General features: G+C 42.7%; 9 protein-coding genes. 5 read left to right on the plus strand and 4 right to left on the minus strand.

Annotated elements, in window-relative coordinates:
• Nucleotides 1-90 precede the first annotated feature (90 nt).
• On the plus strand, nucleotides 91-4,443 hold the full coding sequence (locus DP117_RS07705) for an amino acid adenylation domain-containing protein (protein WP_169217734.1): 4,353 nt from the start codon (nucleotides 91-93) through the stop codon (nucleotides 4,441-4,443).
• A 345-nt stretch (nucleotides 4,444-4,788) separates the two neighbouring features.
• On the opposite strand, the gene DP117_RS07710 is transcribed toward DP117_RS07705, so the two are convergent.
• Complete coding sequence (locus tag DP117_RS07710; protein ID WP_169217735.1) at nucleotides 4,789-5,313, minus strand: hypothetical protein; 525 nt, start codon at nucleotides 5,311-5,313, stop codon at nucleotides 4,789-4,791.
• Nucleotides 5,314-5,819: 506 nt separating this feature from the next.
• On the opposite strand from DP117_RS07710, the gene DP117_RS07720 reads away from it, so the two are divergent.
• Together DP117_RS07720 and fghA are read left to right on the plus strand one after the other, a co-directional pair.
• Nucleotides 5,820-6,602, plus strand: a complete 783-nt coding sequence (locus DP117_RS07720) for an SDR family oxidoreductase (protein ID WP_169217737.1) — start codon at nucleotides 5,820-5,822, stop codon at nucleotides 6,600-6,602.
• Between the two features lie 105 nt (nucleotides 6,603-6,707).
• On the plus strand, nucleotides 6,708-7,550 hold the full coding sequence (fghA, locus tag DP117_RS07725) for an S-formylglutathione hydrolase (protein WP_169217738.1): 843 nt from the start codon (nucleotides 6,708-6,710) through the stop codon (nucleotides 7,548-7,550).
• Here the strand turns inward: fghA and DP117_RS07730 are convergent.
• Nucleotides 7,539-13,433, minus strand: a complete 5,895-nt coding sequence (locus tag DP117_RS07730; protein WP_248277581.1) for a non-ribosomal peptide synthetase — start codon at nucleotides 13,431-13,433, stop codon at nucleotides 7,539-7,541. The two genes, fghA and DP117_RS07730, sit on opposite strands and share 12 nt — an antisense overlap.
• Nucleotides 13,434-13,683: 250 nt before the next feature.
• Nucleotides 13,684-14,421, minus strand: a complete 738-nt coding sequence (locus tag DP117_RS07735; protein ID WP_339381069.1) for a DUF6875 domain-containing protein — start codon at nucleotides 14,419-14,421, stop codon at nucleotides 13,684-13,686.
• A 676-nt stretch (nucleotides 14,422-15,097) separates the two neighbouring features.
• On the opposite strand from DP117_RS07735, the gene DP117_RS07740 reads away from it, so the two are divergent.
• A complete protein-coding gene (locus tag DP117_RS07740; protein ID WP_169217793.1) occupies nucleotides 15,098-15,934 on the plus strand; it encodes an alpha/beta hydrolase in 837 nt (278 codons plus the stop codon).
• A 194-nt stretch (nucleotides 15,935-16,128) separates the two neighbouring features.
• Here DP117_RS07740 and DP117_RS07745 read toward each other — a convergent pair whose 3' ends face one another.
• Nucleotides 16,129-16,848 carry a hypothetical protein gene (locus DP117_RS07745; RefSeq protein WP_169217740.1) on the minus strand — a complete coding sequence of 240 codons (720 nt, stop codon included), beginning with the start codon at nucleotides 16,846-16,848 and terminating at the stop codon, nucleotides 16,129-16,131.
• Nucleotides 16,849-17,721: 873 nt separating this feature from the next.
• Here DP117_RS07745 and pds point away from each other — a divergent pair.
• Complete coding sequence (gene pds / locus DP117_RS07750; RefSeq protein ID WP_169217741.1) at nucleotides 17,722-19,173, plus strand: 15-cis-phytoene desaturase; 1,452 nt, start codon at nucleotides 17,722-17,724, stop codon at nucleotides 19,171-19,173.
• Nucleotides 19,174-19,197: the final 24 nt, after the last annotated feature.

Consider the following 19,197-nt stretch of genomic DNA (forward strand, 5'->3'; position numbering starts at 1 on the left):
GCCAAGTCTTATTTGAGATATTGGTGGCATTCGCGTGTGACATTTGCGGCTTGTAAAGAATAAGTCAGTCACAAACAAATAAGAAAAACAATGTTTAATAAAAATCAAGAATTTGTAACAGAAGTAGATTTTTCTCAAACAGCTTGTATTCACCAGTTATTTGAATATCAAGCACAACAAACTCCTAACAGTGTTGCTGTCATTTTTGAGGATAAGCAACTCACCTACAAACAATTAAATAGCTTGTCTAACAAGGTAGCGCACTACTTGCGGACTTTGGGAGTAGGATCACAGATGCTAGTGGGAATTTGCGTGGAGCGATCGCTCCATACAATTATTGGACTGTTAGGTATTCTCAAAGCAGGTGCAGCTTACTTACCATTAGATCCAGTATATCCCCAAGAGCGCATAACCTTGATGCTAGCAGATGCCCAAGTATCAGTGATATTAACTCAAAGTAAATTACAGGGCATCCTTGACGCTGCCATAGTGACACAGCCGACTATAGTAGTTTGCATAGACAGCGACTGGCACGAAATTGACTCTCAAAGCGATGAAAACCCAGTCAGTGGAGTGACACCAGACAACTTAGCGTACACTATCTACACCTCTGGTTCCACAGGTAAACCTAAAGGAGTGCAAATTGAGCATCGGTCTGTGGTCAACTTTTTAACTTCCATGCGCCACGAACCAGGCATGACAGCAGAAGACGTACTCGTGGCAGTGACTACCATATCGTTTGATATTGCCGGACTGGAAATTTATTTGCCTTTAAGCGTGGGAGCGGTTTTGGTACTCGTCAGTCGCGAAGTTGCTACTAATGGCGAGCTGCTAAAAGAAGAACTGAGTCGCACGAATGCAACCATCATGCAAGCCACTCCCGCCACTTGGCAAATGCTGCTAGCTGCCGGATGGCAAGGGAACAAACACCTAAAAATTCTCTGTGGTGGCGAAGCCCTCACGCAAAAACTGGCATCTGGGTTGCTTACTAAATGCTATTCTCTGTGGAACATGTACGGTCCTACCGAGACAACTATCTGGTCAACGGTGTACAAAGTCGAGTCAAAAGATGCTCCTATCGTCATTGGACGAGCGATCGCCAACACCCAGATTTATCTGCTAGACCAAAATTTGCGCCACCAGACAGATCCTGTAAAACCTGTCGCTGTGGGTGTACCTGGAGAACTGTACATTGGAGGTATGGGTGTCGCTAGAGGCTATCTTAACCGACCTGATTTAACTCATGAGAGATTTATTCGCGACCCTTTTAGTGGAAAACCAGGAACGCGCCTTTACAAAACAGGTGATTTAGCTCGCTATCTAAGCGACGGTAATATTGAATTTATCGGGCGGATAGACAACCAAGTTAAAATTCGCGGTTTTCGCATTGAACTAGGAGAAATTGAAGAGGTACTCAGGCAACATTCTGCTGTCAGGGAAGCAGTGGTGATTTGCCGCGAGGATGAGACAGACGATAAACGCTTGGTCGCTTACGTGGTTCCCGAAGACCAGTATCAAGATACATCTTTTGAGCAAACCGCCCAATGGCAGCAGATATGGGACGACACTTACAGCCAGCCCACGGCGGAAGTAGACCCAACGTTTAATATTAACGGCTGGAACAATAGCTATACAGGTCTGCCTGTCCCAGCCCAGGAGGTTAGGGAGTGGGTTGACCATACAGTGGCGCGGATTCTTTCCTTAAAACCCAAGCAGATACTGGAAATTGGTTGTGGTACAGGTCTGCTGCTATTTAGAATAGCTCCTCACTGCAAATATTACTGTGGCACAGATATTACCCCTGCTTCCGTGCGTTACATTGAGCAGCAGTTGCATTCTTTACAGCAAAACTGGTCGCAAGTCAAGCTTTATCAACGAGCAGCGGACAATCTGGAGGGAATAGGAGATGAAACTTTCGACACTGTGGTGATTAACTCAGTCATCCAGTATTTTCCTAGTATTGATTATTTGGTGGGGGTTTTAGAAAGTGCGATACGCCTTCAGGCGTCTGCGCTCCGCGCAATCGCTCGCGTTGGTCCAGGAGGGTTCGTTTTTCTTGGGGACGTCCGCAGTCTGCCGCTCCTAGAAGCTTTTCATACATCGGTGCAATTGTATCAAGCTCCCGCTTCCCTATCCACGAACCAACTGCGTCAGCATATTCAAGAGCGCATGAACCAAGAAAAGGGATTGGTAATCGACCCAGCTTTCTTTACTGCTCTCCAGCAGTATTTACCCCAAATTAGCAATGTCCAGATACAACTTAAGCGGGGGCGGTATCACAACGAACTGGTGCGTTTCCGCTACGATGTGATTCTCCAGGTAGGCGGTGAAGTTGCTCCAGTAGTAGAGCATCCGTGGTTAGATTGGCAAAACGAGCAGCTAACATTACCAGCTTTGCGCCAATTGCTAGTGGCAAAAGAACCGGAAATACTGGGAATACGACGCGTCCCCAATGCTCGGATTCTAGCAGATGTGAAGGCAATAGAATTGCTAGCTAGTAGCAATGCACTACAAAATGTTGCCCAGTTGAGGGAAGCTGTACGGGAAATGACTCAAGCGGCTGTAGATCCCGAAGATATATGGGCATTAAGCGCTGAATTACCTTATACCGTAGAAATTAACTGGTCAGGTTCTGGTAATGATGGTTATTACGATGTGGTGTTGAAGAGGGTAATGGGTAACCCTCCAACCTCTCAACAAGTGACCGATGTAGTAAGGGCTAATATGCCTCTTTTTGCAGGAGAGGGGCAAAGGAAAAGGTTAGATTGGAGTGTCTTTGCTAATAACCCCATGCAAAAGAATGCTACTGAGCAACTGGTTCCACAGCTACGTAGCTACTTAAAAGCAAAGCTAATCGAAAGCATGATTCCTTCTAGCTTTGTCATTATGGACAGCTTGCCACTTACACCCAGCGGAAAAGTAGATAGGCGAAGTCTCCCCTCACCCAACCAAACTAGGCCCGATTTAGAAGTGGCATATGTTGCACCGCGCAATTCTATTGAGGAACAACTAGCGCAAATTTGGGAGCAAGTTTTGGCAATTGAGCTAATAGGAATTTACGACAACTTTTTTGAGTTAGGGGGACATTCTCTACTGCTTCCCCAATTGCTTCCTCAAATGGAAGAAGTTTTTCAGGTGAAGTTACCTGTCATGTACTTGTTTGAAAAACCTACTATCGCTGCACTTGCTGAGATTATTCATAAAGGTTTTCAATCGGGCATTTTGGTAAACTTAAACACGACAACTGTTCAAAACTTGCAGGTTGATGCTGTTTTAGACCCCACGATTTTACCGCCTGCTAGCAACTTTGAGCCTCTGACTGAACCTGCTAATATTTTCTTAACTGGAGCTACGGGATTTTTAGGAGTCTTTTTACTTGGTGAACTCCTTGAGGAAACCGCAGCTAAAGTTTATTGTCTGGTTCGCAACTGTAAAACAATTGCACAGGGCAGGCAGAAAATTTTTAAAAACCTGCAACGCTATTTACTGGGACATGTGCTGGAAAACGAGAAACTCAACTCCCGGATTATTCCCATACTTGGCGATTTATCCCAGCCGCTTTTGGGACTAGATGAGCAACAGTTTTACCAGCTAGCAAGCGTTATTGATATTATTTATCACGCTGGCGCTAATGTGAATCTACTTTATCCCTACACAGCCGTGCGAACTGCAAACGTGCAGGGTACTCAGGAAATTTTGAGATTATCCAGTCTTCACAAACTCAAACCCGTACATTACATTTCGTCCCTTGGTGTGTTTGAATCGGCTGGCTATTCTGCTAAGAAAAAACCCATCCAAGAAGAAGACAACCTCGATGATTGTGAAGCAGTCTATGGTGGCTACTGTCAAAGTAAATGGGTAGCAGAGAAAATAATGAAAACTGCCCAGTCACGAGGAATTCCAGTCAGTATTTACCGCCCTGGAATGATTAGCAGTCATAGCCAAACTGGTGCTTCTAATACTGAGGATATGCTATCCTGCCTAGTTAAGCAGTTTATCCAGCAAGGAACTGCGCCTGATTTGGATATAACCATAGACATGTCGCCTGTGGATTATGTGAGCAAAGCCATTGTCTATCTATCGCAGCACAAAGAATCTCTGGGACAAATCTTTCATTTGGTTAATCCTCAGTCTTTACACTTGAGCCAATTCATCAAAGAAATTTCTGCTCTTGGCTACGACCTCAAGCAACTAGAATATGACCAGTGGCTATCAGAATTGAGAAATATCGCGATTAGTTCTCAAGAGAATGCTTTGGGTGCTATGTTACCTCTTTTCACCGAAAAAATTACTGGAACGCAGCTAACCTATCTGGAACTCTGCTCAATCGGGTTACAGTTTGACTGCCAAAACACGCTCAGGAAGCTGGTCGATACTTCGATCATATGTCCACCAGTAGATAGAAAATTGCTTGGCACTTATTTTTCCTATTTAATCAGGTAGCAGTTTTCTCTATCCATACATAACTACATTGGACTATCAGATAGCACCAACTATCAAAGAGGAGTTCCCTCTGGATTACGCGCTTGTAAATGCAGATGATCACTTATCGAATATTTTCTTCTCTGTAAGTAATAAATAGGATAATTTTGAAGTGAAAGGTGATGTTAAAGGCTCTCTCTACTAAAGCTCGTTGATGGCAAGAAGACCGGATGGGCTTTGTTGGAAAATTGGTATAAAGAAGAGTCAAATGTTGACGAGTTATCATTCATTCGCTTACTTGGTAAGTTACGAAGGCTGTCAATCTTAAACTTCCGGAGTGCTCCCAATTAAACTATACTCGAGTAGTTAGGATTTCAAAATAGTGCTTGCTACAATACTCATACGCTTTTCTTCAGCTATTACTCCGTGAGCAAGAGGCTTAACCTGAGCAAGGACACCAAGCTTTTTGAAATATTCCTGAAACTGAAAGCCTGTGTAGACGAGTATTTCCCCAATGTCAAGCGTTACCATTTGAGGTTCAGTAGCGCCTTCAGGCTGGATCATTAAATTTGATGTAGGTCCTACAATGCTTTGCATAAAGCTCTTGTCCCGGTGCAGTTCTAGTATCACTTTTTCCCGATAATATGTAGGTTTGATTTGGAGAATACAAGAAAGATCTAAATTGAGATCTAAGTAACTTCTCAACTCTTCAAGCAGAGGAGAATTGATGTGACGGTCAATAAACTGTGCAATTTCATATCCTTGGTTGTGAGGCAAATTTTCAACTTCAGGTAGGCTTTCTAGGTTCACATTATTTTCAGGTATAAAGAATCTATTTCTATCCCCTGAATGTAAATTTTGAGAGATGTGGAATCCGATAAATTTGAGCATAGTCGTGTAATCTCAGCTTGTGTTCCTCTTGATTTTGCCTTAACCAAAAGAATTCTTCCTGGATGGGTAAGTTGCGAACAATTTCTGTTTGTGGAAGTTGAATCTCAAAATCAACTTTCTGCATATCTGTTCCGATAAATTTGAGCATAGTCGTGTCATCTGCGCTTGGGTTCCTTTCTATTTTGAAGAATTCTTCCTAGATGGGTAAGTTGCCAACAATTTCTGTTTCTGGCAGTTAAATCTCCAAATCAACTTTCTGTATATATTTGTTTCGAGTGTCTATATTTTGTACTATAGTGGTCGCCAAGACAAGTTAGGACCAGTTGGGGACTCGCATACAGTCACGTATTCTGTGATACCAGTTTTCCATGAAGCTGCATAGAATAGCTCCTTTACCCGACAAGCTTTTAAGCTTTCCATTCTGTGCAGCTTCATACCGAATTGGTATAAGTTGCTCATTGTCCTAATCTGCCTGTATCTCCCTACAATATGATGACAAGGGTGAAATGACTCAAGAGAAATTTTTGTTAGGTCGTGTTGCTATGGTAACAGGCGGAGCCTCTGGAATTGGCAGGGCTATGGCTCTCGCTTTTGCCCAAGCAGGAGCTGATGTAGCGATCGGCTCCCGCACTGCTAGCACAAGTCCGTGCAAAAACGAAATCGAGGCACGGGGAGTCAGGGCGCTGGCGATGAACCTTGATGTCACATCAGCTAATTCGGTGCTGGCTTTTTACGAGGCTGTAGTCAAAACCTTTGGCAAAGTGGACATCCTTGCCAATTCTGCCGGAATCGGTGCCGAGCAGTCAATATGCAATCATCCTGACGAAGTTTGGGATCAACTCATCAATGTTAACCTCAACGGCGTCTATCGCACCATCAAGCTTTGTCTGCCGGGGATGATTTCGCGCCGGTGGGGTCGCATTATCAATATTGCCTCCACCGCTGCTGAGGTAGGTTCTCCTACCAATGCTGCCTACTGCGCTTCTAAGGCAGCAGTAGTGGGGCTAACCCGCTGCGTGGCATTAGAGGGAGCGCCTTATGGTGTTACCTGCAACGCCATTAGTCCCGGCTGGGTAGAAACTAAACTCGGCAAAAGCTGGATGACAGAGATTGCCGAAACTTCTAATCTGCCGTTTTCTGAATACATCCAACAAGTAAAGCAGGCGAATCCGCAGAAGAGAATGATACAGCCTGAAGAGATTGGCTCTCTAGCTGTCTTCCTTTGCCGTGATGAAGCGTTGGGTATTACAATGCAAAATATTACTGTATCAGCTGGTTCGCTTTGGTAGAATTTACAACTGGAGTTTAGCAGCACTTCTCTACAATGCTACTAAAGTGTGGTCTATTTACTTGAAAATTGCTGTAAATGCCTCAGTAACCGAATTTCATAACTCATGACTCAGCTCAACCTCATCTGTGAATATAAATCCTTCGGTGGTAAACTCGGCTTCTTTTGTCATCCCTCGTCCACCTGCAACGGGGAAATGCGCTTTGCTGTCTATCAACCACCACAAGCCACTCAAAAACCTGTACCAGTTCTCTATTTTCTCTCTGGTTTGACTTGCACAGAAGAGAACTTTATGGTAAAATCCGGAGCACAACAATATGCAGCAAAATACGGTTTAATGCTGGTTGCACCGGATACTAGCCCCCGCAAGACTGGTATTCCTGGTGAAGATGATGACTGGGATTTTGGCACTGGCGCTGGCTTTTATGTAGATGCAACCGTTGAACCTTGGGCATCTCATTACCGAATGTATAGCTATGTTGTTCAAGAATTGCCTGCTTTGATTGCCGAATATTTTCCTGTACAACTGGAAAAACAAGGTATTTTCGGTCATTCGATGGGGGGACATGGTGCGCTTGTTTGTGCCATGAGAAATCCAAACTTATATAAATCAGTATCAGCCTTTTCGCCCATCACCGCACCAATACGCTGTCCTTGGGGTCAAAAGGCTTTTAGCCGATACCTTGGTGAGAATAAGGAAAGTTGGCGTGCTTACGATGCTAGTGAATTGGTCAAAGAGGTAGGATACCATAGTTCCATTCTCATCGACCAAGGTACTGCTGATAAATTTCTCAGCCAGCAATTGCTACCTGAGGTGTTTGAGCAAGCTTGTGCGGCAGTTAACCAGCCGCTAAAGCTGCGTTATCAAGACGGCTATGACCACAGTTATTATTTCATCGCCAGTTTTATTGAGGATCACATCCGCCACCATGCATTATCAATGAATTGAGTTCATACTATATGCTTTGTTGAGACAATCTTTCAATTTCTCTGCTAGCACGTGTACATGGGGTTCATCGAGAAAAGTCAGGTGAGAACCAGGAATGTGATAGACATCTATTCCACCAGTAACTAGCTCACCCCAACCGAATAGCAGATCGTATTGTTCGCCAACAGCATCAGTTCGACTTTGATCCTCAGTCCGCAAGAGTATCATTCGACCGGAGTAAGGTTGGAAGGTATATGTGCTAAGAGCTTGCACGTTAGCGTTTATAATGTCTAGGTGCCTGTCATCGTCTGGTAAAGGCTCTTTAATTCCCAAAAAGCGCATGTATTTCTCTCGCAGCATGTACTTGCCCCAATTGCTCCAACCCACAAGCTTTTGACTCAGGTAGCAAGGTCCTTGTTGTAAGAAATTCTCAAAATGCACGGGGATTCGCTTGAGGAATGGTAATCGCTTGCTAGAACCAAGACGACGGGTATCAAGCATAGCTAAAAGAGCGACTTCCTGATTTTTTGAGCACAGTTGCTGCGCTATCTCGAAAGCAACGACACCTCCAAAGGAGTATCCAGCCAGAAAATAAGGACCATTGGGTTGAATTGTTTGAATTTCTCGAATATAGTGCGCTGCCATGTCTTCTATCCGAGTTAAGGGAGGTAAGTTCCCATCAAGTCCTTGTGGTTGTATGCCATAAAATGGTTGATCTGGTCCCAAATGTAGTGCTAAAGGTCGATAACACAAAATTTCTCCACCCAGAGGATGGATGCAGAAAAGAGGTGGCTTGGAACCTTTGGGTTGAATCTCAACCAAGGACGACCAACAAGCAACTGATTTCTCTTGTTCAACGAACTCCACTTCATGAGCAAGTGGTTTTTCTAGCTTTGGGCGAAGCATCTTGGCAAGTGCTTCAATTGTACCTGATTGGAAGAGGATGCCTAAGGGTAGTTTTTTGCCGAATTTATCCTGTATTTGCCCGAATAACTTTACAGCTAACAAGGAATGCCCTCCCAAGTCAAAGAAGTTGTCTCTGACGCCAACAGGTTGTACACCTAAAATTTCTTCCCAAATTTGCTTAAGCTGTCGTTCTAACTGATTGCGGGGAGCAACAAAGGTTTTTTCTTCTGTTTGCTTGACTTGCTTCAGCACTGGTAATGCTCGACGATTGACTTTACCGTTAGGAGTTAGGGGTAAAGCATCTAGCATGACAAAGACTGTCGGAATCATATAGTTGGGTAGCTTTTCCAACAGAAAGCGCCGCAGTTCATCAGTTGTGCAGACTTGCTTTGGCTTGGGAACAACATATGCTACTAGCTGCTTGTCACCAGGAATATCCTCGCTTGCGATGACCACAGTTTCTTGCACTGCAGGATATTGACTTAGTATGGCTTCAATTTCTCCTAATTCTATGCGGAAGCCACGAATTTTTACTTGGTTGTCGATACGACCGAGAAACTCAATGTGACCATCACTTAAGTAACGTCCTAAATCCCCAGTTTTATACAGCCTATCAGAAGCAATATTCGTAAACGGATTGATAATGAATCGTTCTTGAGTGAGTTGATCACAGCCGATGTAACCAGAAGCGAGATAAGGAGTGCGGACGTAGATTTCTCCAATTTCTCCCAAACCAGCTAATTGGAACCTGCTGTTCAGCACGAGTAATTGCACATTCTCAATCCCTCGACCCAAAGGTATTATCTCTTTAAAAGTGCTGACCTCACTCTGCGCCTGGTTAGGAATCATGAAATAACCGATTGCTTGAGGTGTTTCGGTTGCGCCGTAGAAATTCACACAAGTAGCATTTGGAGCAAAATGACGGATTCTGTTTACATCCTGCTGCTTTAACACATCACCAGCAAAAAAGACATAACGCAAGTTTGTTGTGCAAACTGTCGTGTTTGCAGTCACCAGTTGTGCGATCGCTGGTGTGAGGTGAGCAATACTAATTTGCATCTGCTGCATCCAATCAGCCAATTGACCCGGTGTTTCGATATCCTGTTGCTTGGGAATACATAAAGTTGCACCCAGTGACAGAGGTGTGAAGATATCTCGCAACAAAGGGTCATGAGATAAACCCGATAGCATAGCGAATCTATCTGACTGATTTAGACCAAAAGTCTTTTCATGCCATTGTACAAAATGGGATAGGGGTCTGTGAGTGCCTTTAATTCCCTTGGGTTTTCCTGTGGAACCAGAGGTAAAGGCAATATAGGCTAATTGGTCTGGTTCTATTGTGACTCCTGGATTGTTTGTTGCATAATCCTGGAGTATTGTCATCCTTGAGTCAGAAAAAAGCTGCAGACGACAGTGACAAGATTCCACACACTCAACAAGTCCAGTGGGAAGTTCTTCAACATCGCCAATTTCTAGCCAAGCGCGAGGTTGAACTTGCCCAAAGCAATCAATTAAACGCGAGACGGGATAAGCTGGATCGAGAATCACAAAAGCAGCACCAGCCTTAAGAACGCCCAGCATCGCCCAAACAAGTGCAGCACTTCGGTGTCCGTAGATAGCAACTATGTCTTGAGATTGAATGTTATTTGCTAAGAGATAGTGAGCAAGTTGGTTAGCACGCTTTTCGAGTTCGGCATATGTCCAAGCAATCTGTGCATCTACAACTGCTAGTTGTTGTGGGACTCTTTGGGCTTGTTGAGAAATTCTATTATGAACTGCTGCTTGCCATTCTACAAGAAGTTGTTGCTGTGGATTTGGTAAAAGTAATTCTGCTTTCCGGGTAACAAGAGACAGCGAAGTAATGCTTGCTTGTGGATTCTCTACAATTTGGATGAGCAAATGATGAAATTGATCGAGCATTTCCATCATCCGCTCTGGTGCAAAAAGGTCTGTATTGTAGACTAATTCCAGTTGAATTCCTTGTTGTTGTTCTGTAACATACAGACTTAAGTCAAACTTGGAAGCAACTTCTGGCATTGACATGGGTTCTACAACTAACCCAGGCAGATTCATATCGATGTTCCCCAAGTTGAGCATATTAAACCACACTTGAAACAGTGGGTTACGACTGGTGTCTCGTTCTGGCTGTAGTTCTTCCACCAATTTCTCAAAGGGCATATCTTGATGCGCATATGCTCCTAGTGCCATCTGGCGGACTCGATTCAGCAGTACACGAAAACTGGGATGTTCAGAACAGTCAATCCGTAAAACGACAGTGTTGATAAAAAATCCTATTAGCTGTTCAATCTCAGTCCGGTTGCGACCAGCCACAGGAGAACCGATAAGGATGTTTTCTTGCCCAGTGTAGCGATACAATAGCGTCCCAAATGCTGTTAGTAATGTCATGAACAAAGTCACACTTTCTTGACGCGAGAGTGTAGACAGTGATGCAGACAGCGGTTGAGGTAGCATCAAAGTCTCGATTGCTCCTCGATAAGTTTGCACTGGAGGTCGCGGTTTATCGGTTGGCAATTCCAGTACGGTGGGAACATCTGCTAGCTGAGTTTTCCAGTAGTCTAGCTGGTGAGAAATTTGCTCTTTTAAGAACCATTGGCGTTGCCAAACGGCAAAGTCAGCATACTGGATGGGTAGTTTTGGCAGGGGATTTGGCAAGTTCTTCAAAAATGCTTCATAGACGGCTGCTAATTGCTGCCACAAAATGCCCATCGACCACCCATCAGACGCGATGTGATGCATGACTAACAGGAGTATGTGCTCGTGTTGGTCTATTTGGAGTAAAGTAGCTCGCAGCATCAAGTCAGATGTTAAGTTGAAGGGGCGCTGCATTTGTTGATGCAACAGATGTTGCACTCGCTCGTTTTGGTTGCTTTTTTGCTCCTCTTGTGTTAAGTCAATCAGTGTGAGTTCGACAGACCGAGGTGTACCAATCACCTGTATGGGACTGCCATCTTTTGATACTGTAATGTAAGTTCGCACTGACTCATGATGAGTGGCGATCGCATCCAAAGACTTTTGCAACAAACCTACATTTAACTCACCCCGTAAACGCAAAGCTTGCGAGATAATATAAGCTGCGCTGTTTGGCTCTATCTGCTCTAAAAACCACAGTCTTGCTTGTGCAAAAGATAAAGGAGCTAACTGCCGATTGGCTAGTTGAGGAATGGTCTGATGTTTTGGAGTATCAGTATTGCGGTTGCGAATTGCACTTGCTAAAAGAGCGATCGTTGGATTTTCAAACAACAACTGTAGCGGAATTTCCACACCGAAGCCTTGACGTATCCGAGAAATCACTTGTGTTGCCAGCAGTGAATGCCCCCCCAATTCAAAGAAGTTATCCTGGATGCCTATCTGTTTTATACCAAGAACTTGTGACCAGATAGCAGCTAAGACTTGTTGGGTAGGATTGCGCGGTGCGACAAAGTTGTTTAAATGACTGATATAGGATGTCTGTGGTGCTGGAAGCGATTGCCGGTCTACTTTACCATTGGGGTTTAATGGCATAGCATCTAAGAAGACAAAGGCTTGTGGCACCATGTAGTGAGGTAGTTTATCCTGCAAAAAGCGGCGCAATTCACTTTGACTTGGGGGGATTTGCTCCAGGTTCACCACCACATATGCCACAAGGCGTTTGTCTTGTGGAACATCTTCCCTTGCCATTACCAGACTCTGTTTTAACGCCGGATGTTCACTTAACTTAGCTTCAATTTCTCCTAATTCAACGCGGAAACCACGAATCTTTACTTGGTCATCGATGCGTCCAAGGAACTCGATGTTCCCGTCAGGAAGGTAACGAGCTAAGTCTCCTGTCTTGTACAGGCGTGTACCTGGGTAAGTGCTCAAAGGATTGGGAATGAACTTCTCATCAGTCAATTCCGGACGGTTGAGATAGCCTCGCGCCAGTCCCATACCACCGATGTGCAATTCCCCAGGTTCACCAACAGCAGTTGGTTGCAAATCTTCATCCAAAATATAAATCTCTGCGTTGGTAATTGGGCGACCAATAGGAGCGATCGCATGATGAGTTCCACGTTGGCAAGTCCAGAAAGTGGCATCAATAGAAGCTTCTGTCGGACCATAACAATTTATCAGAACATTGTCCAAATTCAGACGGGCAAAAAAGCGCTCTACGAGTTCGACAGGTAACGCTTCACCGCCACAGGTGATGTGTCTGAGACATTGACAATCTTCAATTCCCTTTTCCTCCAGTAAAACACGAAGCATAGAGGGCACCAAAGTGAGAACAGTTATTTGCTGTTCAGCAATTATTTTGACGAGGTAGGCGGTATCTTGATGTCCACCAGGGCGAGCCATAACTAACTGCGCTCCGAACAACAAAGGCCAAAATATTTGCCAGACTGAGGGATCAAAGCTAAAAGAAATTGTCTGTAAAACTTTGTCTTGTTTGGTTAACCCAAAGGTTGTTTGTCTCCAGTACAGTTGATTGTAGATACCACGGTGAGGAATCATCACACCCTTGGGCTTGCCTGTGGAACCAGAGGTATAAATTACGTAAATTAAGTTGTCAGCTGTTGCTTCACAAACAGGATTTTCTTGGCTGTTTTGAGCAATGACAGCCCAGTCAGAATCCAGACAAATCACTTGCGCCTCATGAGCTGGTAACTTGTTTAGTAATTGCTCTTGAGTCAGAATAACTCGTGTTTGGGCATCCTCCAAGATAAAAGTTAGGCGTTCCGTAGGATATCCCGGATCTAACGGTACATAAGCTCCTCCAGCCTTGAGAATTCCTAACAATCCCACCACCATATCTAGGGAGCGTTCCATGCAAATACCAACCAAAACCTCTGGTGCAACCCCCAACGTATGTAGGTAGTGCGCGACTCTGTTTGCTCGCTGGTTTAACTGTCGATAAGTCAGTTGCTTGTTTTCAAAAATGACAGCAATAGCGTCAGGAGTCTGCTTGACTTGCTCCTCAAAAATTTGATGGATACACAAATTTTTTGAGTAATCTGTCTGCATCACAAGGTCTTTTACCTCAGTCAAGCAACTTAGCTGAGTCGTTGGCTTAAGGTATAAATTTTTAGTTTGTGGAGATCTAAACATAGTGTAAAGAAAATTACATAATTATTTTTAACATAGAAATAATTGCTGTCAATTTCCAACTTGGTTAAACTCAGTTAAAAAATTGAATTGCTTACGCAGTCATTCAACATTTTCTTGCTGTTATCTGAAATCACTACTTTATAGTTATATATTTAATTTAGAATTTTCAGAAATTTTCTTGTTGTATTTGCTCTTGTGCCAACGCTAATGCTTGACGAGCTTTATTTAAATTTTTATGATCTCTCATTTTATTTCCAAAACTTTGTAAATAAGCTTCAAGATACTTTATACGTAAGCTCGGATTCTCTGCATTTACAAGAAAAGGTAGGTCGGATTCAACCATAAAGCGAATCGCTAAGATAGGAACAGGACTACGAAGTGGACGAAAGTTTTGGTTATGTAAGCCTGAAGTTTCATTGCATTTGTGAAATTCTCCTATCATCAGTCCTGACTCGATAAAGAAAGGTTTAAGTTTTTGTTGAACACCATCAATCAGTTTAGAAATTTCTTCTATATCCAGTCCTGGAAAAATCAGTAAGATGGCTTTATTTATGGCAGTTTCTCTATCTTTTGGTTCTAGCTCAAGAAAGATATCTCGGTGGCGCAACATAATCTCTTCAACCTGTTGTGGTTCCAAATTTTTAGCATGAATGACTCCTAGCTGAATACTGTTTGACTTGACTGACTGAGGTACAAATGGGCAAACAGGACCTGACCTACCCAAATCTGGATGAGGTTTTGCTAAAAAGTTTTGAACCCATTGCATGATGTTAATTAAGTAAGGAAGGTCTTGTTGAATCTGGTCAATCTCAATTGGTGTAAACAGTACCATTGTGCTCCATTTTTTTGTAGTAATTATCAAGTTTCTGTAAGATTTAATTTTTTTTGATGTATAACTAACCATGTTAAAAGTAGAAAAGCATAGTATTATTTCAGCATTTTTCAGTCATTGTTATCTTTAACAATCTATGAAATACAAGGTGTTAGACGGATAAACTCGGAACTTATATATGATTGATAAATCTGCTTTTTTTATAAAAAACTAGCAACCATTGGTATAAAAATATGATCTCAAGCCTCTGCATACATTTTTTATAGTCATCAAAATTAAATTCTATGGATGGGAATTTTATAAAGTTTTCATTACTTAAATTTTTGCATAAAATATCATGTATAAAATTCCTAAGTTAATGATAATTAAACTAAATATTTTCTAGCTTAAAAAAAAAGATAATACCTGGGTTATTATACGGATTCTAAATATAAAACTATGATAAAAATTGGAAAATAAAGTATAAAAATAGTGAGTTGAATTTTTGAAAGCAAATATTAAAATCAAGTAATAATACTGAAAAAATATCTGTTTGAAATGTATTTTCTATAAAAAGACAAGATTTTGTAAATGTTTCAATTTCAACTATGTGTAAATGAAACCACTCACACCAAGCCTTAGCGCTACGCAAACGCTATCGCGCTACAGGAAAGTTCTCCCAACAGTCGCCCTGCGGCTTCAGAGTGCAGGCGTTTTTTCGCAGTACCATTTCTAGAAAAGCTGTCTTTCCACAGAAAAACCTACGATGATGCCCATACGTCAAACTTTGTCAAAGCCGGATATCCAACTTTCTTATTTAGAATGGAACCAAGCTCAAGAACCTTTACTCCTATTACACGGTTTAGCCGACCATGCTTTGGTGTGGTCTAGCTTAGGAGATAACCTAGCGCCAGATTACCATATCGTCGCCCCAGATATGCGCGGTCATGGTGAGAGTAGCAAGCCAGAAAAGGACTATAGTTTTGAGAGTGCGATCACAGACCTAGAAGCATTGATGGATAGCTTAGGATGGTCATCTGCTCATGTTGTTGCTCACTCGTGGACAGGTAAACTAGCTGTTATATGGGCAAGAGTTCATCCGCAGCGTTTCTTGAGTATGGTTCTAGTTGATCCCATTTTTATTTGGAAAATACCCAGCCTTTTTAAGGTCACTTTTCCCTTTTTGTATCAATTTTTGTCCTTTCTCAAAGGTATGGGACCATTTGCAAGTTACGAGGAAGCCGAACAGCAAGCCCGTCAGTTAAACCAGTTTCAAGGATGGAGTCCCTTACAACAGCAAGTTTTTCAAGCAAGTATTGAACAAAAACCTGATGGGAGTTGGGGTAGTAAATTTACCATCGCGGCTCGTGATAGAATTTTTGAGGAAGTCATGCAAGTTCCCGGTTTTACAGTCCCCATCCACGTCCCCACTCTATTTGTACAGCCAGAAAAAGGACTTAACCGTAAAGATTGGCAACTTCAACCTTACAAAACCAATCTGAAAAATTTACGCATTTGCCAAGTTCCTGGTAATCATTGGCCTTTTTTAACGCAGCCTGAGGCGTTTAACCAAACTGTCAAAGGTTTTTTGCAAGACCACAAATAATCATTTTCTGCAAAGACTAGCAACGGATATCATAGTAGATAGTTTATCTATCTCCTACAAATAACTTGTCGTGTACTCCTCCGTTGCTACTAAGCTGTCGCGCCTGTCATTTGCACGCCAGCTAGTATCATAACTGTTTTTCTGAATTTTGAATGTGTTAGTAGCGTGCCGTAGGCAGCGAATGCGTGAATTGCTTATCCCTGACTTTGTAAACTTTTCATTTCTTGTTGTACATCCAACGCAATCTGCAATGCTTCATTGAGCAATCGTCCGTGTTCACTAGCTTGTTCGCTCACTTGTATTGCTGTTAATGTTGCTAGATTATCGGCAAACAATTCTGATTTACTTATAATAAATCTTTTATTCTCTCTTAAAATTCTTTCTGTCTTTAATGCCCGAATTAAATCATTTTTTGTCAGTTTTAGTGCTTCTACGACTTTCTTTCTCTCCTTCAAAAGCACTCCTGGATTTCCAGCAGCTTCTATTTGGTCGTTGATATCTATGGCTTTGATAACAGAATTATATCTGTCTACATCATTTAAGAGAATTTTTAGTGAATGTGTTATATTTTGACTGACAGTGCGACTTCTTTGTTTCCATAAAAAATACAATAATAATTGTGTAACAATTCCTACTGAACAACTAGATATTATGAATAATAGCCAGGAAGGCATGGTAACCCACTGAGCAAAGAGTCGGATAATCACATCAAATGTGACATAACTAGAAACGAGTATCGCCATCCCAATAAAAACTACGGTAGCACCCTCAGGACCTTTTGCTCGTTTTATAACTTGACTCAGTAATCTTTTAGTAGGATGAATAAGAATTATAAGTTCATCGTTCACAGGCAAATTAGTCAATTTTTGCAGTTCTTTTTGACTAATCTCCAATCCTTGTAAATCATCACGCACAGCTTTAATATCCTCTTAATATAGTTTTTTCCCAGTATTATATAACAAGAAAATTTATGGCAGACAAATAAGATTGCCATTTTTGCGAAAAAATTCACAAAAATTATTTCTTGGATTTACATATTAATATTCTGTCAAAGAGAATACTACAATAATGTCATAATAGTTTCCAAAAGTAAATTCGCGCTTCCCTAACTTATTTTACAAGTTCTCCCCAAAGGTTCCAGGATGAGTTTTCTAAAAGTTGAAAGAAAGTGTTCTAGTATTTAGAATTTATCCACTTGATGAAAACTATACAAACATTGAAAGAATTAGATCACGTTGGCATACGCAGGGTGTCAAGAAAACTTCCCATCAAGAAGAAACTGCCTGTGCATGACTCTCCACACAGACCTGTCCTTTGTCATACACTTGTGGGATCGAAGATATTTTTAGGGACAACCTTAGCTTGTTAAGAGTGTTCGACAGGCAGCGAGCACAACCCGTTACGAATAAGAAATAAAACAAACACCTGGCTTCAAGTGTGTTTCTTCAGAGCAGGGGCACTGGCGGCGCACCACCCGCTACGAATGGAACAAACACTCTTTCTCCTACATCCTCACACCCGTGACCCCCCTAGACCCCTGTGTTTCTTGAGAGCACCCCACTGGCAACGCACCGCCCACTACGAATGGAAAAAACACTCTTTTCCCCTACACCGCTGTGTTTCTTGAGAGATTTGCCCACAATCACCCAAACCCTGATGGCGATGCTTCTAGAAGGAACCGCCCAACCGAAAAAAGCTCTCACCGAGAAAATGCTAAATGTAACGGATTGCAAAGTATAATGAAAACGATAAAACAATTAAAAAATATTAAAGAACAGTAAGGTGAAATGCGAGTAGCGATCGCGGGAGCAGGTTTAGCAGGACTTTCCTGTGCTAAATATCTCACAGATGCAGGTCACACTCCTATTGTCTTAGAAAGCCGAGACGTGTTGGGGGGATTAGTAGCCGCCTGGAAAGATAAAGACGGTGACTGGTATGAAACAGGGCTGCACATTTTTTTTGGGGCATATCCCAATATGTTGCAGCTCATCAAAGAACTGGGCATTGAAGACAGATTGGAGTGGAAAGAACACACCATGATCTTCAACCAACCGAACAATCCAGGGACTTACAGTCGCTTTGATTTTCCGGATGTGCCAGCGCCTTTGAATGGCATAGCAGCTATTCTGCGGAATAACGACATGCTGACATGGTCAGAAAAAATTCGCTTTGGTATCGGTTTGTTACCAGCGATGATTCTGGGACAACGGTATGTGGAGGACATGGACAAGTATTCTTGGTCGGAATGGATGAAAAAGCAAAACATTCCGCCACGAGTCGAAAAAGAAGTTTTTATCGCCATGTCTAAGGCGCTGAACTTCATAAATCCTGAGGAAATTTCGGCAACAATTCTTCTAACGGCTCTCAATCGTTTTTTGCAAGAGAAGAACGGGTCAAAAATGGCTTTTCTGGACGGTTCGCCGACAGAACGTCTGTGTCAGCCAATGGTTGATCACATAACCGCACGCGGTGGCGAAGTGCGATTAAATGCACCGCTCAAAGAAATTGTGCTCAATGACGATGGCACAGTGAAGCATTTTGTGATTCGGGGATTGGATGGAGCGGAAGATGAAGTTTTAACGGCTGATGCCTATGTATCAGCAATGTCGGTTGATGTTGTGAAGGTTTTGCTACCTGCACCTTGGAAAAAAGTTGAATTTTTCCAAAAATTGGAAGGATTAGAGGGGGTGCCGGTGATAAACTTGCAACTGTGGTTTGACCGTAAATTAACTAAAATTGATCATTTGCTATTCTCGCGATCGCCCCTGCTCAGTGTTTATGCCGATATGAGCAACACCTGCCGTGGATACGCCAATCCCGACCGCTCAATGCTGGAATTAGTTCTCGCTCCGGCTGCAGATTGGATTGCAAAATCTGATGAAGAAATTTTGCAGGCAACTGTTGCCGAATTAGAAAAACTGTTTCCTGACGATTTTACAGGAGACAATCCAGCAAAGCTGCTGAAGTATCATATCGTCAAGACGCCACGCTCAGTTTACAAAGCAACGCCTGGTCGTCAACAGTATCGTCCCTCACAGGTAACTCCAATTGCTAACTTTTATTTAGCGGGGAGTTACACAATGCAACGTTACCTGGGGAGTATGGAAGGTGCCGTACTTTCTGGTAAGCTGACAGCGCAGGCGATCGTCCGTAATACCGCCGAGGGATTTTCTGAAGGAAAACTCCTCCCTCGTTTCCAAGAAACAAGGCAAACACCTGAAAAGGCTTTGGGGCGGTAGGACCGCTACACGACTGCTGAAGCA

This window comes from Brasilonema sp. UFV-L1 (assembly GCF_012912105.1).
GTDB lineage: Bacteria > Cyanobacteriota > Cyanobacteriia > Cyanobacteriales > Nostocaceae > Brasilonema.

Excerpts from the sequence above, each read along its gene's own strand:
- DP117_RS07705 (WP_169217734.1), top strand. The coding sequence starts at position 91 with ATGTTTAATAAAAATCAAGAATTTGTAACAGAAGTAGATTTTTCTCAA.
- DP117_RS07710 (WP_169217735.1), bottom strand. The coding sequence starts at position 5,313 with ATGCTCAAATTTATCGGATTCCACATCTCTCAAAATTTACATTCAGGG.
- DP117_RS07720 (WP_169217737.1), top strand. The coding sequence starts at position 5,820 with ATGACTCAAGAGAAATTTTTGTTAGGTCGTGTTGCTATGGTAACAGGC.
- fghA (WP_169217738.1), top strand. The coding sequence starts at position 6,708 with ATGACTCAGCTCAACCTCATCTGTGAATATAAATCCTTCGGTGGTAAA.
- DP117_RS07730 (WP_248277581.1), bottom strand. The coding sequence starts at position 13,433 with ATGCAGACAGATTACTCAAAAAATTTGTGTATCCATCAAATTTTTGAG.
- DP117_RS07735 (WP_339381069.1), bottom strand. The coding sequence starts at position 14,421 with ATGGTTAGTTATACATCAAAAAAAATTAAATCTTACAGAAACTTGATA.
- DP117_RS07740 (WP_169217793.1), top strand. The coding sequence starts at position 15,098 with ATGCCCATACGTCAAACTTTGTCAAAGCCGGATATCCAACTTTCTTAT.
- pds (WP_169217741.1), top strand. The coding sequence starts at position 17,722 with ATGCGAGTAGCGATCGCGGGAGCAGGTTTAGCAGGACTTTCCTGTGCT.